The organism is Agrobacterium sp. NPDC090283, assembly GCF_044769685.1.
Classification (GTDB): Bacteria; Pseudomonadota; Alphaproteobacteria; order Rhizobiales; family Rhizobiaceae; genus Agrobacterium.
On the sequence record NZ_JBIVYG010000001.1, the window covers coordinates 128,044 to 142,381 of the forward strand.

The 14,338-nt window shown below is 60.2% G+C and carries 16 protein-coding genes; 5 read left to right on the forward strand and 11 right to left on the reverse strand.

The genetic code is table 11. From position 1 onward, the window contains the following. Positions 1–64 precede the first annotated feature (64 nt). Complete coding sequence (locus ACIQUH_RS00680; RefSeq protein WP_400811819.1) at positions 65–901, forward strand: undecaprenyl-diphosphate phosphatase; 837 nt, start codon at positions 65–67, stop codon at positions 899–901. A gap of 103 nt (positions 902–1,004) precedes the next feature. Here ACIQUH_RS00680 and mgtE read toward each other — a convergent pair whose 3' ends face one another. Both mgtE and ACIQUH_RS00690 read right to left on the reverse strand, forming a co-directional pair. Next, on the reverse strand, positions 1,005–2,378 hold the full coding sequence (mgtE, locus tag ACIQUH_RS00685; protein ID WP_400811820.1) for a magnesium transporter: 1,374 nt from the start codon (positions 2,376–2,378) through the stop codon (positions 1,005–1,007). A 282-nt stretch (positions 2,379–2,660) separates the two neighbouring features. Further along, entirely contained in the window at positions 2,661–3,905 is a 1,245-nt protein-coding gene (locus ACIQUH_RS00690) for an MFS transporter (protein WP_400811822.1), read from the reverse strand. Positions 3,906–4,140: 235 nt separating this feature from the next. On the opposite strand from ACIQUH_RS00690, the gene ACIQUH_RS00695 reads away from it, so the two are divergent. The 3 genes from ACIQUH_RS00695 to ACIQUH_RS00705 all read left to right on the forward strand — a co-directional run bounded on the left by ACIQUH_RS00695 (position 4,141) and on the right by ACIQUH_RS00705 (position 7,261). Next, positions 4,141–5,049 (forward strand): diacylglycerol/lipid kinase family protein, encoded by a 909-nt coding sequence (locus ACIQUH_RS00695; RefSeq protein ID WP_400811824.1) that lies wholly within the window; start codon positions 4,141–4,143, stop codon positions 5,047–5,049. 305 nt (positions 5,050–5,354) lie between these two features. Then, positions 5,355–6,728, forward strand: a complete 1,374-nt coding sequence (locus ACIQUH_RS00700; RefSeq protein WP_400811825.1) for an aspartate aminotransferase family protein — start codon at positions 5,355–5,357, stop codon at positions 6,726–6,728. Between the two features lie 62 nt (positions 6,729–6,790). Continuing rightward, on the forward strand, positions 6,791–7,261 hold the full coding sequence (locus ACIQUH_RS00705) for an OsmC family protein (protein ID WP_400811826.1): 471 nt from the start codon (positions 6,791–6,793) through the stop codon (positions 7,259–7,261). A 3-nt stretch (positions 7,262–7,264) separates the two neighbouring features. Here ACIQUH_RS00705 and ACIQUH_RS00710 read toward each other — a convergent pair whose 3' ends face one another. From ACIQUH_RS00710 to ACIQUH_RS00740, 7 genes are all read right to left on the reverse strand, one after another. Beyond that, a complete protein-coding gene (locus tag ACIQUH_RS00710; protein ID WP_400811827.1) occupies positions 7,265–7,654 on the reverse strand; it encodes a PIN domain nuclease in 390 nt (129 codons plus the stop codon). After that, on the reverse strand, positions 7,651–7,881 hold the full coding sequence (locus tag ACIQUH_RS00715; RefSeq protein ID WP_400811829.1) for a type II toxin-antitoxin system VapB family antitoxin: 231 nt from the start codon (positions 7,879–7,881) through the stop codon (positions 7,651–7,653). The genes ACIQUH_RS00710 and ACIQUH_RS00715 overlap by 4 nt, the downstream gene beginning before the upstream one ends. Positions 7,882–7,946: 65 nt before the next feature. Then, a complete protein-coding gene (gene amn, locus ACIQUH_RS00720; RefSeq protein WP_400811830.1) occupies positions 7,947–9,452 on the reverse strand; it encodes an AMP nucleosidase in 1,506 nt (501 codons plus the stop codon). 103 nt (positions 9,453–9,555) lie between these two features. Further along, positions 9,556–9,735, reverse strand: a complete 180-nt coding sequence (locus tag ACIQUH_RS00725) for a hypothetical protein (protein WP_400812516.1) — start codon at positions 9,733–9,735, stop codon at positions 9,556–9,558. A gap of 7 nt (positions 9,736–9,742) precedes the next feature. Continuing rightward, positions 9,743–9,925, reverse strand: a complete 183-nt coding sequence (locus ACIQUH_RS00730; protein WP_020809511.1) for a hypothetical protein — start codon at positions 9,923–9,925, stop codon at positions 9,743–9,745. 158 nt (positions 9,926–10,083) lie between these two features. Next, a complete protein-coding gene (locus ACIQUH_RS00735) occupies positions 10,084–10,680 on the reverse strand; it encodes an AAA family ATPase (RefSeq protein ID WP_400811832.1) in 597 nt (198 codons plus the stop codon). Positions 10,681–10,846: 166 nt separating this feature from the next. Next, positions 10,847–11,185: a DUF2147 domain-containing protein gene (locus tag ACIQUH_RS00740; protein ID WP_400811833.1), complete on the reverse strand. Its 339-nt coding sequence runs from the start codon at positions 11,183–11,185 to the stop codon at positions 10,847–10,849. A gap of 600 nt (positions 11,186–11,785) precedes the next feature. On the opposite strand from ACIQUH_RS00740, the gene ACIQUH_RS00745 reads away from it, so the two are divergent. Next, complete coding sequence (locus ACIQUH_RS00745; protein WP_003524109.1) at positions 11,786–12,049, forward strand: sel1 repeat family protein; 264 nt, start codon at positions 11,786–11,788, stop codon at positions 12,047–12,049. A 402-nt stretch (positions 12,050–12,451) separates the two neighbouring features. Here ACIQUH_RS00745 and ACIQUH_RS00750 read toward each other — a convergent pair whose 3' ends face one another. Both ACIQUH_RS00750 and ACIQUH_RS00755 read right to left on the reverse strand, forming a co-directional pair. Beyond that, on the reverse strand, positions 12,452–13,564 hold the full coding sequence (locus ACIQUH_RS00750) for a pyridoxal phosphate-dependent aminotransferase (protein WP_400811834.1): 1,113 nt from the start codon (positions 13,562–13,564) through the stop codon (positions 12,452–12,454). 157 nt (positions 13,565–13,721) lie between these two features. Next, on the reverse strand, positions 13,722–14,069 hold the full coding sequence (locus ACIQUH_RS00755) for a hypothetical protein (protein WP_400811836.1): 348 nt from the start codon (positions 14,067–14,069) through the stop codon (positions 13,722–13,724). Positions 14,070–14,338 lie beyond the last annotated feature (269 nt).

Genomic DNA, 14,338 nt, shown 5'->3' on the forward strand with positions numbered 1-14,338 from the left:
ATGTATTTGCCCCGATTGATGCATAATGCTGCCATCTCGATTCGCAGCAGGGACATCAGGACACATGAGCATCGGTTGGTTGGAGGCCGCATTTCTCGGCCTTTTGCAAGGGCTTACGGAATTTCTTCCGATTTCTTCAAGCGCGCATCTGAGGATCGCCGGGGAGTTCCTGCCCTCCGGCGCGGATCCGGGTGCCGCCTTCACCGCGATTACGCAGATCGGCACCGAAGCGGCCGTGCTGGTTTATTTCTGGTCGGATATCATGCGCATTGCCATCGCCTGGCTCCGGCAGAACCTGCGCCTCGGCGAGTATAACAAGGCCGATGCCCGGCTCGGCTGGCTCATCATCATCGGTTCAGTGCCGATCGTATTTCTTGGCCTGTTCTTCAAGGATGCCATCGAGCACTCGTTGCGCAACCTTTACATCACCGCCGTGATGCTGATCGTCTTCGGCATCGTTCTCGGCATTGCCGATAAAATCGGTGAGAAGCGCTACAAGCTGAACCAGCTTATCTGGCGTGATGGCATCCTGTTCGGTTTCGCACAGGCCATGGCGCTCATCCCCGGCGTCTCGCGCTCGGGCGGCACCATCAGCGCCGGCCTGCTCTTAGGCTATACCCGCGAGGCGGCGGCGCGTTATTCCTTCCTGCTCGCCGTTCCCGCCGTCTTCGGCTCCGGTTTCTACCAGCTCTTCAAAAGCATCGGCGAGGACAATCCGGTCGGCTGGGGTCCGACGGGGCTCGCGACACTGATCGCCTTCGTGGTGGGTTATGCGGTGATCGTCGTCTTCCTGAAGCTGGTTTCCACCAAGAGCTACATGCCCTTCGTCTGGTACCGCGTGGTCATTGGCTTTATTTTGCTTGGACTGCTGGGAACGGGCGTCATCAGCGCCGGCGGGTGAGGGAAGCCTTACTCGCCGTCATCCTCGGGTCAAGCCCGAGGATGACGGCGAGATTTCGATTTGTAAAAGTAAGGCCCGCTCGTAAGAGCGGGCCTTTCGTCTTTCAAAGCAATGTGCCGCTCAAGATCACCAGCGCCACCGAGAAGTAGATGATGAGCCCGCTGACATCCACCAGCGTCGCGACGAAGGGGGCAGATGCGCTGGCGGGGTCGAGCCGCAGGCGCTGCAGCACGAAGGGCAGCATGGAGCCGGCCAGCGAACCGAAGGTGACGATGCCGACGAGGGCAGCAAAGACCGTTGCGCCGACCAGCAGCCAGTGTTCGCCGTAATCGTAGAAACCCGCCTGCTGCCAGAGGCTGAGCCGCAGGAAGCCGATGGCGCCCAGAATGCAGCCAAGCGTCAGGCCCGTCGGGATTTCCCGCAGCAGCACCCGCCACCAGTCGGAGAGCTTCAGTTCGCCGAGCGCCAGCGCCCGGATGATGAGCGAGGTGGCCTGCGAACCGGAGTTACCGCCGGACGACATGATCAGCGGAATGAACAGCGTCAGCACCACGGCCTTTTCCAGTTCGCCCTCGAAATGCTGCATGGCGCTGGCCGTCAGCATTTCACCGAGGAAGAGTGCTGCGAGCCAGCCGGCGCGCTTGCGGATCATGTCCGGAAAGCCGATCGTCATATAGGGCTTGCCCAGCGCTTCCATACCACCGAACTTGTGAGCATCTTCCGTTGTGTCGGCGATCATGGTGTCGATCACGTCATCAACGGTGACGATGCCGAGAATATGCGAGTGGTCATCGACGACGGGCAGCGCCAGAAGATCGTGCTTGCGGATCAGCCGGGCCACATCCTCCTGCGACATCAGCGGGCTTGCATAGGCAATGCCTTCCTTCGATGCGACGGAAAGGATGGAAGCGCTAGGCTCCCCGGTCAGCAGACGACGCAATGTCACGACGGTGGAAAGCGTTCCGTCCTCAGCCAGCACATAGATGGCATAGACCGTTTCACGCGACCGCTCGACAACGCGGATGTGCGAAAGGGTCTGTTCCACCGTCCAATTGTCCGGCACGCTGACGAATTCCGTGGTCATGATCGAGCCGGCGGTGCGCGGCGGATACCCCATCAGGTGCTGGATGGAGAGCGCCGTCGTGCGGTCCAGCCGGGAAAACAGCTTTGCGCGCGGCTCTTCGGCCATTTCCGCCAGGACGTCGGCGACGCGGTCGTCGGACATCAGGTTGACGAGGCGGGCGGCCTGTTCAACCGGAATATTGGCGATGATGGCGGCTGCGCCATGCAGTTCCGGCCGGTCGAGAATGGCGACGGCCTTTGCCTGCGGCATGGCGAGGAGGGCGGTTACGGCATCGCCGACATCGAGCGTGTTGAGGTGCTCGACACGTTCGGCAATGGTGGTGGAGCCGGCGTTTCCGCTACGAAGAAGACGTGCGGCCTTGCTGGCCCTCTGGGAGAGGTTGTGGAAGTTCATGATTGCTCACCTTTCCGTCGATTCGCCGATAACGGCGAACGCGGTGGTGAGCCGACAGCGGTCGGATCAGTTCACGTTCGCCGGTCTCGGCAAAGGCAATCGACTGCTACTGTCGCTAGACATCCAATGATGCTCCGTTGAAATCCGCGCCGTGCTGATTGGCCTGCGCGTAAGGCCGTGTTGCGCCTGAAACCGGAAAGAGTCAAGCGCCCGATTGTGAAATTTCCGCAAGGTTCTGCACCGCGGCGAGGGGCAGCGGTGCCGGCTGTAAAAAAGGCGACGTCAAGCCGCCTTTTCGCGCCGCTCGACGGAGACCGAAACAAGGAAAACGCCAAGCCCGAGCAGGGACAGAACCGCGCCGACATAGCCTGTCGAGGCGTAACCGAAACCCATGGCGATGACGAGGCCGCCGAGCCAGGCGCCGAGCGCATTGGCGATGTTGAAGGCGGAATGGTTGGAGGCGGCAGCCAGCGTCTGCGCATCCTGCGCCACATCCATCAGCCGCGTCTGCACGGCCGGACAGGCGGCGAAACCGCAGCCGATCAGGAAGACGCAGAGGCAGAGCATGAACGGATCGTCCGCCGTCATGCCGAATACGGTCATGACCAGCACGTTGAAGGCCAGCATGCCGCCAATCGTGCCGTTGAGCGAGATATCGGCGAGCCGCGAACCGACCACATTGCCGACATTCATGCCGATGCCGAACAGCGCCAGCACCATCGAAACGGTGGAGACCGGCATCATCGCCACATCGGTGGTGGTCTTGGCGATATAGCTGAACACCGAGAACATGCCGCCGAAACCGACGGCAGCGATGGCGAGCGTCAGCCACACCTGCACACGGCGGAAAGCGCCGAGTTCGCGCCACACGCTGGCACCTTCCTCCACCTTGTCCCGCGGCTGGAAGAACCAGAGCAGGGCGACCGTCAAAAGCGCGATGCCGCCGACCAGCATGAAGGCCGCGCGCCAGGAAAGCAGCTGGCCGAAGAAGGTGGCGAGCGGCGTGCCGAGCAGGGTGGCGATGGTGAGGCCGAGCATGACGCGGCCCACGGCGCGGGCGCGCTTGTGGATCGGCGCCATGGAGGCCGCCACCAGGGCCGCAACGCCGAAATAGGCGCCATGCGGCAGGCCGGTGATGAAGCGCAGCACGGTGAAACTCAGGAAATCCGGCGCGATGGCGCTCAGGATATTGCCGGCTGCAAAAAGCCCCATCAGGCCGAGAAGCAGGGTGCGCCGCGTCATGCGTGCGGCAAGAACCGCAATGATGGGGGCGCCGATGACGACACCGAGAGCATAGGCCGTGATCACATAACCCGCCTGCGGCACCGTCACGCCATAGGTCGTTGCAACGTCGGGCAAGAGGCCCATGATGGCGAATTCGCCGGTGCCGATGCCGAAGCCGCCGGCGGCCAGCGCCAGCTCGATGAGCGCAATGGCAAGCGGCGACAGGGCCACGGCAGGCGCTGCCGTGTAAACGGTTTCACTCGCCGCGTCAGGGCGGGCTTCGGAAATATTCGAGTGGCTCATCGTGACCTGAAAATCGGGAAGGGCCCACAGAAAAAAGGGCAAGACCGTATGGGAGCGGTCTGCCCTGACTGGAGATGTGCGGTCATGAAAATGACCTTAAGTGATCCCTAACATGAAATGATGCGTTGCGGTAGAGCGATTCTCGGCAAAAGAGTATCTTCACGCGATGGTGTTCGGAACTCTACTGGACGACAGGCATTTACGCGCGGCTGCCTTACTGGATCGGATTGGAAACATGAAGCTCATTGCAATTTTCAATCGTGACGGCGGCACGTTTCGCACCACCGACATGGAGGCCTATTGCGACCATGCCCGCGAGGTCTTCACCCGCGCCGGCCACGCGATCGATTGCCGTCTGGTCTCCGGAAAGGATATCGTCGAGGAAATGGAACGCGCCGCCGACGAGCCGGGCATTGAAGGCATCATTGCCGGCGGCGGTGACGGCACGATTTCCGCAGCGGCGGCCATTGCCTGGAAACATCGCATCGCGCTCGGCATCGTTCCGGCCGGCACCATGAACCTGTTCGCCCGCTCGCTGAAGCTGCCGCTCGATATTCGCCAGGTGCTGGAAACGCTGGCGCATGGTGAAATTGCCAGCGTCGATATCGCCAGCGCCAATGGCCGCCTTTTTGTGCACCAGTTTTCCGCCGGCCTGCATTCGCGCATGGTGCGTTATCGCAACAATCTCGCTTTTGCCTCCCGGCTCGGCAAGATCAAGGCGAGCATCCGCGCCGCCATCAACGTCATCCTCAATCCCCCGGTCTTCGAGGTGGAATATACCGTCAATGGCGTAACCCAGCACCGCAAGGTCTCGGCCATTTCCGTTTCCAACAACGAGTTTGGCCAAAGCTCGCTGCTGGTGGCGGATAATCTCTCGGGCGGCCATCTCGGCTTTTATCTCACCGATCCGCTGCGCCCCACGGGCGTCGCAAAACTCGCCTTTGACATTCTTCGCGGCAAGCTCAAGGAAAATGCCGCCGTGACGGCCATGACCGTGACGGATGTGGAACTGCATTTTCCGAAGAAACGCCACGACCTGCGCTGCGTCATCGATGGTGAACTGTTGCCGATGGAGCGGGACGTGGCGCTCGAAGTCCATGCCGGCGAATTGAAGGTGCTGGTGGGGCGGGCATTTTTCGCATAGCGCGTGACTGAGGAGCAGCGACACCCGCTTATGGACAGGGTGTTTGCCGCTTGTTTCTTCTCCCCGAGGGGGAGAAGTCCGCGGCAGCGGGATGAGGGGGCGAGCGTCGAGATATTCGGAGAGCTAGCCCCCTCATCCGACCCTTCGGGCCACCTTCTCCCCGGCGGGGAGAAGAAACCCAGCCGCACCCGCTCGTCCAAGCCGTCCCCTAAAAAACGCCAGCCTTGCCAAATCGAGGCCGCCCGGCCATGTTCGGCGGGCGCGGTGGCGTGAGCGCCGTTGCCTTTATGGGAGTGCGATCTGTCATGAATGAAGTCTCCAAGCCGATATCCAATCTCGCCGCCATCGATGCCGCCCATCACCTTCACCCCTTTTCCGATATGGGCAAGCTGAACGCCGCCGGCACCCGCATCATCGAACGCGCGGAAGGGGTGTTCATCTATGACAGCACCGGCAAGAAATATCTCGACGCCTTTGCCGGCCTCTGGTGCGTGAATATCGGTTACGGCCGCCGCGAGATCGCCGATGTCGTGCAGCGGCAGATGAATGAACTGCCCTATTACAATGCGTTTTTCGGCACCACCACGCCGCCCGCGACGCTTTTGGCGCAGAAGATCGCCTCGCGCGCCGGGCCGAAGATGAACCATGTGTTCTTCACCAATTCCGGTTCGGAAGCCACCGACACCTGGTTCCGCATGGCGCGCGTCTACTGGAAGGCGCTCGGCCATCCCACGAAGACCAGGGTGATCGCAAGGCGTAACGGCTATCACGGCTCGACGGTCGCCGGCGCTTCGCTCGGCGGCATGAAGTGGATGCACGAGCAGGGCAACCTGCCGATCGAGGGCGTCGCCCATATCGGCCAGCCCTATTGGTATGCCGAGGGTGGCGATCTCTTCCCGGCCGAATTCGGCCTGAAAGTGGCTCGCGAACTGGATGCGAAAATCGATGAACTCGGCGAGGAAAATGTCGCCGCTTTCGTGGCCGAACCCATTCAGGGTGCCGGCGGCGTCATCGTGCCGCCGGATACCTACTGGCCGGAAATCGCCCGCATCTGCAAGGCGCGCAACATTCTGCTCGTCTCCGATGAGGTGATCTGCGGTTTCGGCCGTCTCGGTTCCTGGTTCGGTTATCAGCATTTCGGCGTGGAACCGGATTTCGCACCCGTGGCCAAAGGACTGTCATCAGGTTATCTGCCGATCGGCGGTGTCATCGTCTCCGACCGGGTGGCGGAGGTGATGTTGTCGGAGGTCGGTGATTTCAATCACGGTTTCACCTATTCCGGCCATCCCGTCTGCGCCGCCGCCGCACTCGAAAACCTCCGCATCATCGAGGAGGAAGGGCTGGTGGAGCGGGTGCGCGACGATATCGGCCCCTATTTCTCCGAGGGCTGGAAAAGCCTTGTTGATCATGAACTGGTCGGCGAAGCTGTCAATGTCGGCCTGATGGGCGGCCTGCAGATAACGGCCGACAAGGCGACGCGCAGGCGTTTTGACAAGCCGGACGACATCGGAACTGCCGTGCGCAACCATTGCCTGGCAAACGGCCTCGTCATGCGCGCCACCGGCGACCGCATGCTGGCCTCGCCGGCTTTGACCATCAGCCGGTCGGAAGTGGACCAGATCATTGAGACGCTGCGCAAGGGGCTCGACCACCTGCGCGAGATGCGAGAGCATTTTTAGGAAAAGTGGACACCGGTTTTGCGTTAGAAAATGCGAAAAAAATCCAAGGGAGGAATAATCACATGGCAGGACAGGAACATCATTACGCCGTGCAGATAAAATGGACCGGCAATCGCGGCAAGGGCACCTCGGGTTACCGCGATTATGAACGCGACTACACGATTTCCACGGCGGGCAAGGCGGATATAGCCGGCTCCTCCGACCCCGCCTTCCGCGGCGATCCCGCCCGCTGGAACCCGGAAGACCTGCTCGTCGCCTCGCTCTCGGCCTGCCATAAGCTCTGGTACCTGCATTTCTGCTCCGTCAACGGCATCATCGTCGAAGACTATGTCGATAATGCCGAAGGCACGCTTGTTATGGAAAAGGATGGCGCGGGGCAATTCAGCGAAGTGGTGCTGAAACCGGTCATCACCATCTCGAAGGGTGATCCTGCCCGGGCGGATGAGTTACACCATGATGCGCACGACAAGTGCTTCATTGCGCGGTCGGTGAATTTCCCGGTGCGGGTGGAAGGGACGGTGAAGGTGGTTTGAGGTTCAGGCGAATTGCAGGCCGAGATGATCGGCCATCGGCTGAAAGTCCCGGTCATTGTGCAGCAATTTATGTCCGTGCTCGATACAGTAGGTGCCGATGATGAGGTCGTTGCTTTTCCGGATCGTATAGCCGCGACCGCGTAGAAAGCGATAATTTGCGGCAGCCTTGACGGCGAGTTGGGGAGACATCATCGCCAAGCAGGGAAATTCGCTCATCATCTGTTCAAGGTGGCGCGCATGATGACCATCGCGCGCACCTCTCAGCACCTCGAGAAGAATGATGTCGCCGATCAGAACTTCGCCCTGCGCCATAAGGGCGCGGAACTTGGCGGAAAGGGCAGGGGCGTCTTTTCGAATGAACGAAATCCAGGCAGAGGTATCTGCGACGATCATTTGGCGTTCTTCACGTCCCAATCCGTATCGGCATCCCAATCCGTCCGCATTTCATCCAGATCGCCTTCCCAGCCCATGCCTTCCAATGCATCGAGGGCGCGCATCTGGCGATGAATGCGCACGAGATCGCGCAACGCCTTTTCAACGGTCGCCTTCTTGGTGGACAGACCAGTGATTTCCATTGCTTCGGCGATCAAAGCGTCATCAAGTTCGATGTTCGTACGCATATAGAGATCCTTGGTGTATCGATTTTCGAAACAATACACCAAGGGCGCTTCGTAGGATACAGATTTTACTGGAACGCCGTCTCGTAGAAGCTTCTGAGCTTACGCGAATGCAGCGTTTCGGTCGGCATGGCGGCAAGTTTCTGCACGGCGCGGATGCCGATTTGCAGATGCTGGGCAACCTGCGTGCGGTAAAACTCCGTCGCCATGCCCGGCAGTTTCAATTCGCCATGCAGCGGCTTGTCGGAGACGCAGAGCAGGGTGCCGTAGGGCACGCGGAAGCGGAAGCCGTTGGCCGCGATGGTGGCCGATTCCATGTCGAGCGCGATAGCGCGCGACTGCGACAGGCGCTTGACCGGGCCAGCCTGATCGCGAAGTTCCCAGTTGCGGTTGTCGATGGTGGCGACGGTGCCGGTGCGCATGATGCGCTTCAGCTCGAAACCTTCGTAACCCGTAACTTCGGCGACAGCGCCTTCCAGTGCCAGCTGCACTTCGGCAAGGGCCGGGATCGGCACCCAGACCGGCAGGTCGTCGTCGAGAACGTGATCCTCGCGCACATAGGCATGCGCCAGAACATAGTCGCCCAGCCGCTGGCTGTTGCGCAGGCCGGCGCAATGGCCGACCATCAGCCAGGCATGCGGGCGCAGCACGGCGATGTGGTCGGTGATCGTCTTGGCGTTGGAGGGGCCGACGCCGATATTGACCAGCGTAATGCCGGCATGGCCCTTCTTTTTCAGGTGATAGGCCGGCATCTGCGGCAGACGGGCGAGCACGGCATCCGTCTCCGGCTTGTCGGAGCCCGCGTGGGTGACGATGTTGCCGGGTTCCACGAAGGCGGTATAGCCTTCGCCGCCATTCTTCATCAGCTGCCGCGCCCAGGCCGCGAATTCGTCGATATAGAACTGGTAGTTGGTGAACAACACGAAGTTCTGGAAATGGCTGGCGCTGGTCGCCGTATAATGGCTGAGGCGGGCAAGCGAATAATCGATGCGCTGCGCGGTAAAGGGCGCAAGCGGCGCGGGTTCGCCCGGCACCTGGTCATATTCGCCATTGGCGATGAGATCGTCGGTATTGTTGAGATCGGGCGTATCGAAAAGATCGCGCAGCGGCACGTCGGAGAGCGACGAAGCCGCCGCCGCCTCGACATAGGCGCCTTCGCCGAAAGCGAAATGCAGCGGAATGGGCGTGGCCGATTCCGCCACCGTGACCGGAACGCCGTGGTTCTTCATCAGAAGCCCCAGCTGCTCTTTCAGGTAATGGCGGAACAATTCCGGCCGGGTGATTGTCGTCGTATAGACGCCGGGTGCGGTGACATGGCCGTAGGAAAGGCGCGAGTCGACATGGCCGAAGGTCGCGGTCTCAAGGCTCACCTGCGGGTAGCAGGCGCGGTAACGGCCGGCAATCGGCGCGCCCTTGGCAAGGTCGGTGAAGGAATTGATCAGGAACGCCGTATTGCGTTCGTAGAGCGCGGTCAAAGCCGCCACAGCTTCTTTCGGGTCCGTGAATGTCTGCGGCGCGAAAGGCTCGGGGCTGATGAAGGTGAAGGGCGGAATCGTTGGTTTTGCTATTGTCATGGCCCATTATAAGAGGCCAATTTCGACAGGCAAGCGACAGAAATACGAAGAAACTGAAAAGAAACGGAAAAAGCTGCTGGATCGCTAAAAGGCGCGCGAAACCTCAGCCGAGCGCGCCGCGCTGCAGGCTCATCAGGAGCACGAAACCGGCGCCCTTCGAGGCCGGGCGGGGATCTGCCTTGTAAACCGCAAGTCCGGCGACCGGGCCGAGAAAGATCGAGGCCATCAGCACCAGCCGCAGGGCGGAGAACAGGCCGTTGGAAAAGCTTGTCGTCATCATCATCAGGTCCTCAGAGTACGACGGGGCAATTGGCGGCCGGCGAAGGGCTGTGCTGGCAGGCGATTGCCGCGCCCGCATTCACCCGCTGGAAACTGCGGTTCGGATTAACGACGAGCGAGGCGAAGGACATGGCGAAGATCGCCATGAGAAACGCGAAGATTGCCAGTCGGCTGATCAGCTTTGCCATGTCCATTCCCCTTTATTGGAGTTGATGGACAGAGTTTTGCCACATCAGGACTGAATGGACCCTGAGACCCCGGTTCATATGGTGTTCAGGGATGTTAACGGGCGGTGACATGGCGGATTGATGCCGCAGTGGCGCCGAGATCGCGTGCACCGACCGCTTTTCGATCAGGACAGGGAGGTTTCCGCGCGCGCTGCAAGATCGCTCGCAAGGCTCTCGAACGCATCTGCCTTGCTGACATCGACAATCGGAACGCGGTGTTCCCGCGCAGACGCCAGCATCTCGGTATTTTCCCGCAGCGAGCGTTCGATGAAAGCGTCCATGATCCGCCGCTGGCCGACCGTTGCATCTTCATATCGGGCGTGAGAGCGCATTCTCTCGAGAAGGAAATCATTGTCGGCATGAAGAAAAACGCCGGCAACCGTGCCGCCGAGCAGGGGCGATATGAATTCCGGCCGCAAGGCCGCGCCCTCGAAGATGGCGGGATTGCCGCTGCCCGAACTGCTGTCGATCATCGTGCGGATCAGCGGCCAGATGTTCTGGTGATGTATCTTCAGAAACCAGTGGATCGTTTCCGCCGAGAGCTGTGCGTAATATTCCTCCACCGGCGCCGGAATGGCCGGCCATGGCCTTCCCGGATGGCGGGCGAGACTGTCGGTCGATCTTGCCTCGCAGCGCAGCCTTTCGCTCAACAGGCCGGCAAGGGTGCTTTTGCCGACATGGGATGTGCCTGCAATCAGGATTGTCGAAAGGGTGGGGCGCATGCGTCGCTCTCGTGGTGTCCGGCTGGGTGCGACGATACAGCAACGGATATGTGGCTTCCATGCGGCGTGCGTCCGCGGTCTCGGACGCAATCATTGGGCTGGACATTGCGCCGTCGGGCGCTGGTCTGCGGGCGGGAGGATAAAACCCCGCCCGCCGCCTTTTCGATTAAAGCCGCGTCCAGGTCTGCGATTTGCACAGAACCTTCAGCACGCAGCCCTTCATGCTCAGCGAGTTGCCGGAAACGGTGCCGGAGCCGCTATAGGTCTTGTCATTGGCGGGATCGGTGATTTCGCCCGAATAGCTGTTGCCCTTGCCGGAAAGCTTGCCGATCTGTTTTCCGGCATGTTTGCCGGTCTTCAGCGTCACGCAGAAAGCGCCGCCGCATGGGCCGATCACGGCGGTTTCGCCACTGGCCGTCTTCCAGTTACCTTCGATTGCCTCGCCGGCAAAGGCGAGGTTGCCGCTCATCATGAGGGCGGCGGCAATCGTCATGATACGCTTCATAAAATTCCTCCCGAAATTCGCGCAGGCTTTCCTGAGCCGGATGGGCCCGAAGGCGCGATGCGCAGATCAAACCCTTTGAGCGTGCAATGCGCCGTTTCTGGCCCAAAGCCGCCCTGCGGTGCAACGATTGCTCTTTACTCCGCGATATCCTGTGCCCGTTTCATCCTCATGACGGGCAGGCGGATAGTATTTGACGTTCACGTAAAAGGAAACAGAAATTTGCGACTGCGGCGCGGCATTTGCTTCGTCGGGAAGAGAAAAGGAGAGCGATTTTGAAAATCGCTGTTTTGATCGTGGTGAAGGAAGGGTTTAAATCCAATTGTAAAGCTTTCGTAAAATTCGCCGCAAAGTCCTTAATTTCCGCGGCCCGTGATATTTAACAAAAACCCAATTTTACCAATCGTTTGCAGTTTGTTTGCGCCGCATTAATCATGCCTTTTAAGCGAGCGTTGAAAGCCCGGTGGCATAGTGAACTCATCAAAAGCGCAGGGAAAACCTGCCGGACGGAAGGACAAAAAAGCCGCAGAAGACGGCGGGTCCGGACGATAGCCTCGACAAGAAGGCACATGACGAAACAGGCGAGAAGACAGGGATAAAAAAATGGCACGCTTTGAAATCCGCGATATCGAAATGGCTGCCGGTGGCGAAACCCGCGCCGACACTCTTTGCAATCTCGGCCTGGTCTATGCGACCGGCCGGGGCTGCAAGGTGGACCTGATTGCGGCCCATAAATGGCTCAACATCGCCGCGATCCGCGGATCGGAAAGAGCCGCGTCACTGCGCGCCGATCTTGCCCGCAACATGACGAAGTCGGAACTGGCCGAAGCGCTGCGCGCCGCCCGCGACTGGATGACGATGCACTGATTTACCCTGGATATCATTGAGATTTCCGGTCCGGTTCCCTCCAGTCCCGATGACCGGTGCAAAGGAAAGTAAACCCGAAGGGGAACGCGGCGAGGGCCTTGAAAAGGGCTTTTGCGCTGACACATCAAACCGCGACCGGCAGGAACAAGGCCGGCGCGGTTTTCTTATGTCTGGTGATGCGGAAAATGATTCGCGAACAGGGGGTTGGGGGAGGGTGTTGAATCGATGCTCGCAATGCGCGGTCTCGGATCATATGCCGCCAGGCCCGACACCCTCATCCCTGTGCTTGTCACAGGGATCCAGCCAGCCCAAGTCCTTGGGCTGAGAGGATTCTTTCCGCCGCGTGAGAGCCGCATCGGTTGGATTCCTGTGACAGGCACAGGAATGAGGAGAGGTAGGAATTTACCCGATCGCCTTGAGAACCTTCGGCAACGCCTGCTCGAAAAGATCGAGCTTGTCGGCGGTGCCGGCGCTCACACGAATGCAGCGGTTGAGCGGGGCGACGCCCGGCATGCGGATGAAGACGCCATGGTCCATCAGCCCGTCAACGATGGCCCGGGCATAAGCGCCGTCGCGGTGGCAATCGATGGTGACGAAATTGGTGGCCGACGGCAGGGGCGAAAGGCCGTTATTGCGGGCGATAGCGGAGATGCGCTCGCGGGCATCGGAAATCCTGCCAACGACCTCATGCAGATAGGCCTGATCCTTCAGCGCTGCCAGAGCGCCGGCGACCGAAATGCGCGCCATGCCGAAATGATTGCGGATCTTGTCGAAGGCTTCGACATTGCCGAGCGTGCCGATGGCATAACCCACACGCGCGCCGGCCAGCCCATAGGCTTTCGAGAAGGTGCGCATGCGCAGGATATTCGGCTGGCCGATCAGCGCATTGATGGCCGGCACGGCGCTGGCGGGCGCGGTTTCGCAATAGGCCTCGTCCAGAATGAGCAGGCAGGTTTCCGGCAATGCGCGGGCAAAGGCGACGACTTCGCTCGCCTCCCACCAGCTTCCCATAGGATTATCGGGATTGGCGAAATAGACGAGCGGCGCATTTTCCCTGTGAACGAGATCGAGAAGGCCGTCGAGGTCTTCGTGATCGTCGACATAGGGCGTAGTGACGAGTTTGCCGCCGAAACCGTTCACATGGTAATTGAAGGTGGGGTAGCCGCCAAAAGAAGTGACCACGGGTGTGCCTGGCTCGACGATCAGCCTGGCGATCTCACCCAGCAAGCCATCAACCCCGCCGCCGATGGCAATGTTGCCGCGGGCAACGCCGTGGTGGATGGCAAGCGCTTCCTTCAGTTCGAAATTTTCCGGGTCGCTGTACATCCAGGTCTCCGCCGCCGCATCCCGCATGGCCAGAAGCACGGATGGGGCGGGGCCGAAGCCGCTTTCGTTGGCGCCGATTCGCGCCTCCACCTTCAGGCCGCGGTTCCGCTCGATGGCTTCCGGGCCAACGAAAGGAACGGTTGAAGGAAGCGAGACGGCGAGCGGCGTGAGGCGTGAAAAAGCGGACATTGGCTGAAAGTTCCGGTACCTGTGTGTGAAAACCCGGCTCACAATAGGTACAAAAAAACCGGACGCAAGGCGCGGCCGGTTACGGCATGACTGTTTTGGAACAGAATTTTACGTCCCAGGCGTGGGGATGGAAAAACCATCGGCCGATCGTGACAGATCAGGCGCTGGTCTCGAAACTCAGCCGCCGCACATGGTGCAGGAACTCCGCATCGATCAGCATGTTGAAGCCGATCGTGACCTTTTCTTCCTCCCGGCGGATCAGCGTGCAGCCGATCTCATCGCGAATGCCGAGAATCTCCAGATAGAAATTGGCCGGCATTTCCAGCTCGGGGCTCACATCCAGTTCCGCGCCGTAAAGCGATATGGTGCGCACCAGGCAGCGCATGGTGTCTTTGGCGCTGAGATGATGCCCGATAAAGGTGATCTTGCCGGGCCGGTCGATCTGAAATTTCTCGTACATCTCGTCCTGGGGGACGTTCTGACTGATATCCATATGTAGAGCCATGACAACCTCCCGGATTGCCTCTTCTGGTGCCGATTTTAACGCCGCTTCCTTGCCAGGGCATGAAGGAAATATGCGCAATTGTCTCTTCTCTGTCCCGATCTCGACCAGCCTTCCTTCCGGAAGCCGATGTTTCCGCTATGGAAATGCGCTGGCTCCCATCAGGTTGCAGCCGTGCCGCAGCCTGTGCTGATAATCTGTCACGCTTGCACCGGGCTGGCGCTGCCGGGCGGTTGACTGGAACCGTACTTGGCGTTACGCCTGATCCGGCA

Excerpts from the sequence above, each read along its gene's own strand:
- ACIQUH_RS00680 (WP_400811819.1), top strand. The coding sequence starts at position 65 with ATGAGCATCGGTTGGTTGGAGGCCGCATTTCTCGGCCTTTTGCAAGGG.
- mgtE (WP_400811820.1), bottom strand. The coding sequence starts at position 2,378 with ATGAACTTCCACAACCTCTCCCAGAGGGCCAGCAAGGCCGCACGTCTT.
- ACIQUH_RS00690 (WP_400811822.1), bottom strand. The coding sequence starts at position 3,905 with ATGAGCCACTCGAATATTTCCGAAGCCCGCCCTGACGCGGCGAGTGAA.
- ACIQUH_RS00695 (WP_400811824.1), top strand. The coding sequence starts at position 4,141 with ATGAAGCTCATTGCAATTTTCAATCGTGACGGCGGCACGTTTCGCACC.
- ACIQUH_RS00700 (WP_400811825.1), top strand. The coding sequence starts at position 5,355 with ATGAATGAAGTCTCCAAGCCGATATCCAATCTCGCCGCCATCGATGCC.
- ACIQUH_RS00705 (WP_400811826.1), top strand. The coding sequence starts at position 6,791 with ATGGCAGGACAGGAACATCATTACGCCGTGCAGATAAAATGGACCGGC.
- ACIQUH_RS00710 (WP_400811827.1), bottom strand. The coding sequence starts at position 7,654 with ATGATCGTCGCAGATACCTCTGCCTGGATTTCGTTCATTCGAAAAGAC.
- ACIQUH_RS00715 (WP_400811829.1), bottom strand. The coding sequence starts at position 7,881 with ATGCGTACGAACATCGAACTTGATGACGCTTTGATCGCCGAAGCAATG.
- amn (WP_400811830.1), bottom strand. The coding sequence starts at position 9,452 with ATGACAATAGCAAAACCAACGATTCCGCCCTTCACCTTCATCAGCCCC.
- ACIQUH_RS00725 (WP_400812516.1), bottom strand. The coding sequence starts at position 9,735 with ATGATGATGACGACAAGCTTTTCCAACGGCCTGTTCTCCGCCCTGCGG.
- ACIQUH_RS00730 (WP_020809511.1), bottom strand. The coding sequence starts at position 9,925 with ATGGACATGGCAAAGCTGATCAGCCGACTGGCAATCTTCGCGTTTCTC.
- ACIQUH_RS00735 (WP_400811832.1), bottom strand. The coding sequence starts at position 10,680 with ATGCGCCCCACCCTTTCGACAATCCTGATTGCAGGCACATCCCATGTC.
- ACIQUH_RS00740 (WP_400811833.1), bottom strand. The coding sequence starts at position 11,185 with ATGAAGCGTATCATGACGATTGCCGCCGCCCTCATGATGAGCGGCAAC.
- ACIQUH_RS00745 (WP_003524109.1), top strand. The coding sequence starts at position 11,786 with ATGGCACGCTTTGAAATCCGCGATATCGAAATGGCTGCCGGTGGCGAA.
- ACIQUH_RS00750 (WP_400811834.1), bottom strand. The coding sequence starts at position 13,564 with ATGTCCGCTTTTTCACGCCTCACGCCGCTCGCCGTCTCGCTTCCTTCA.
- ACIQUH_RS00755 (WP_400811836.1), bottom strand. The coding sequence starts at position 14,069 with ATGGCTCTACATATGGATATCAGTCAGAACGTCCCCCAGGACGAGATG.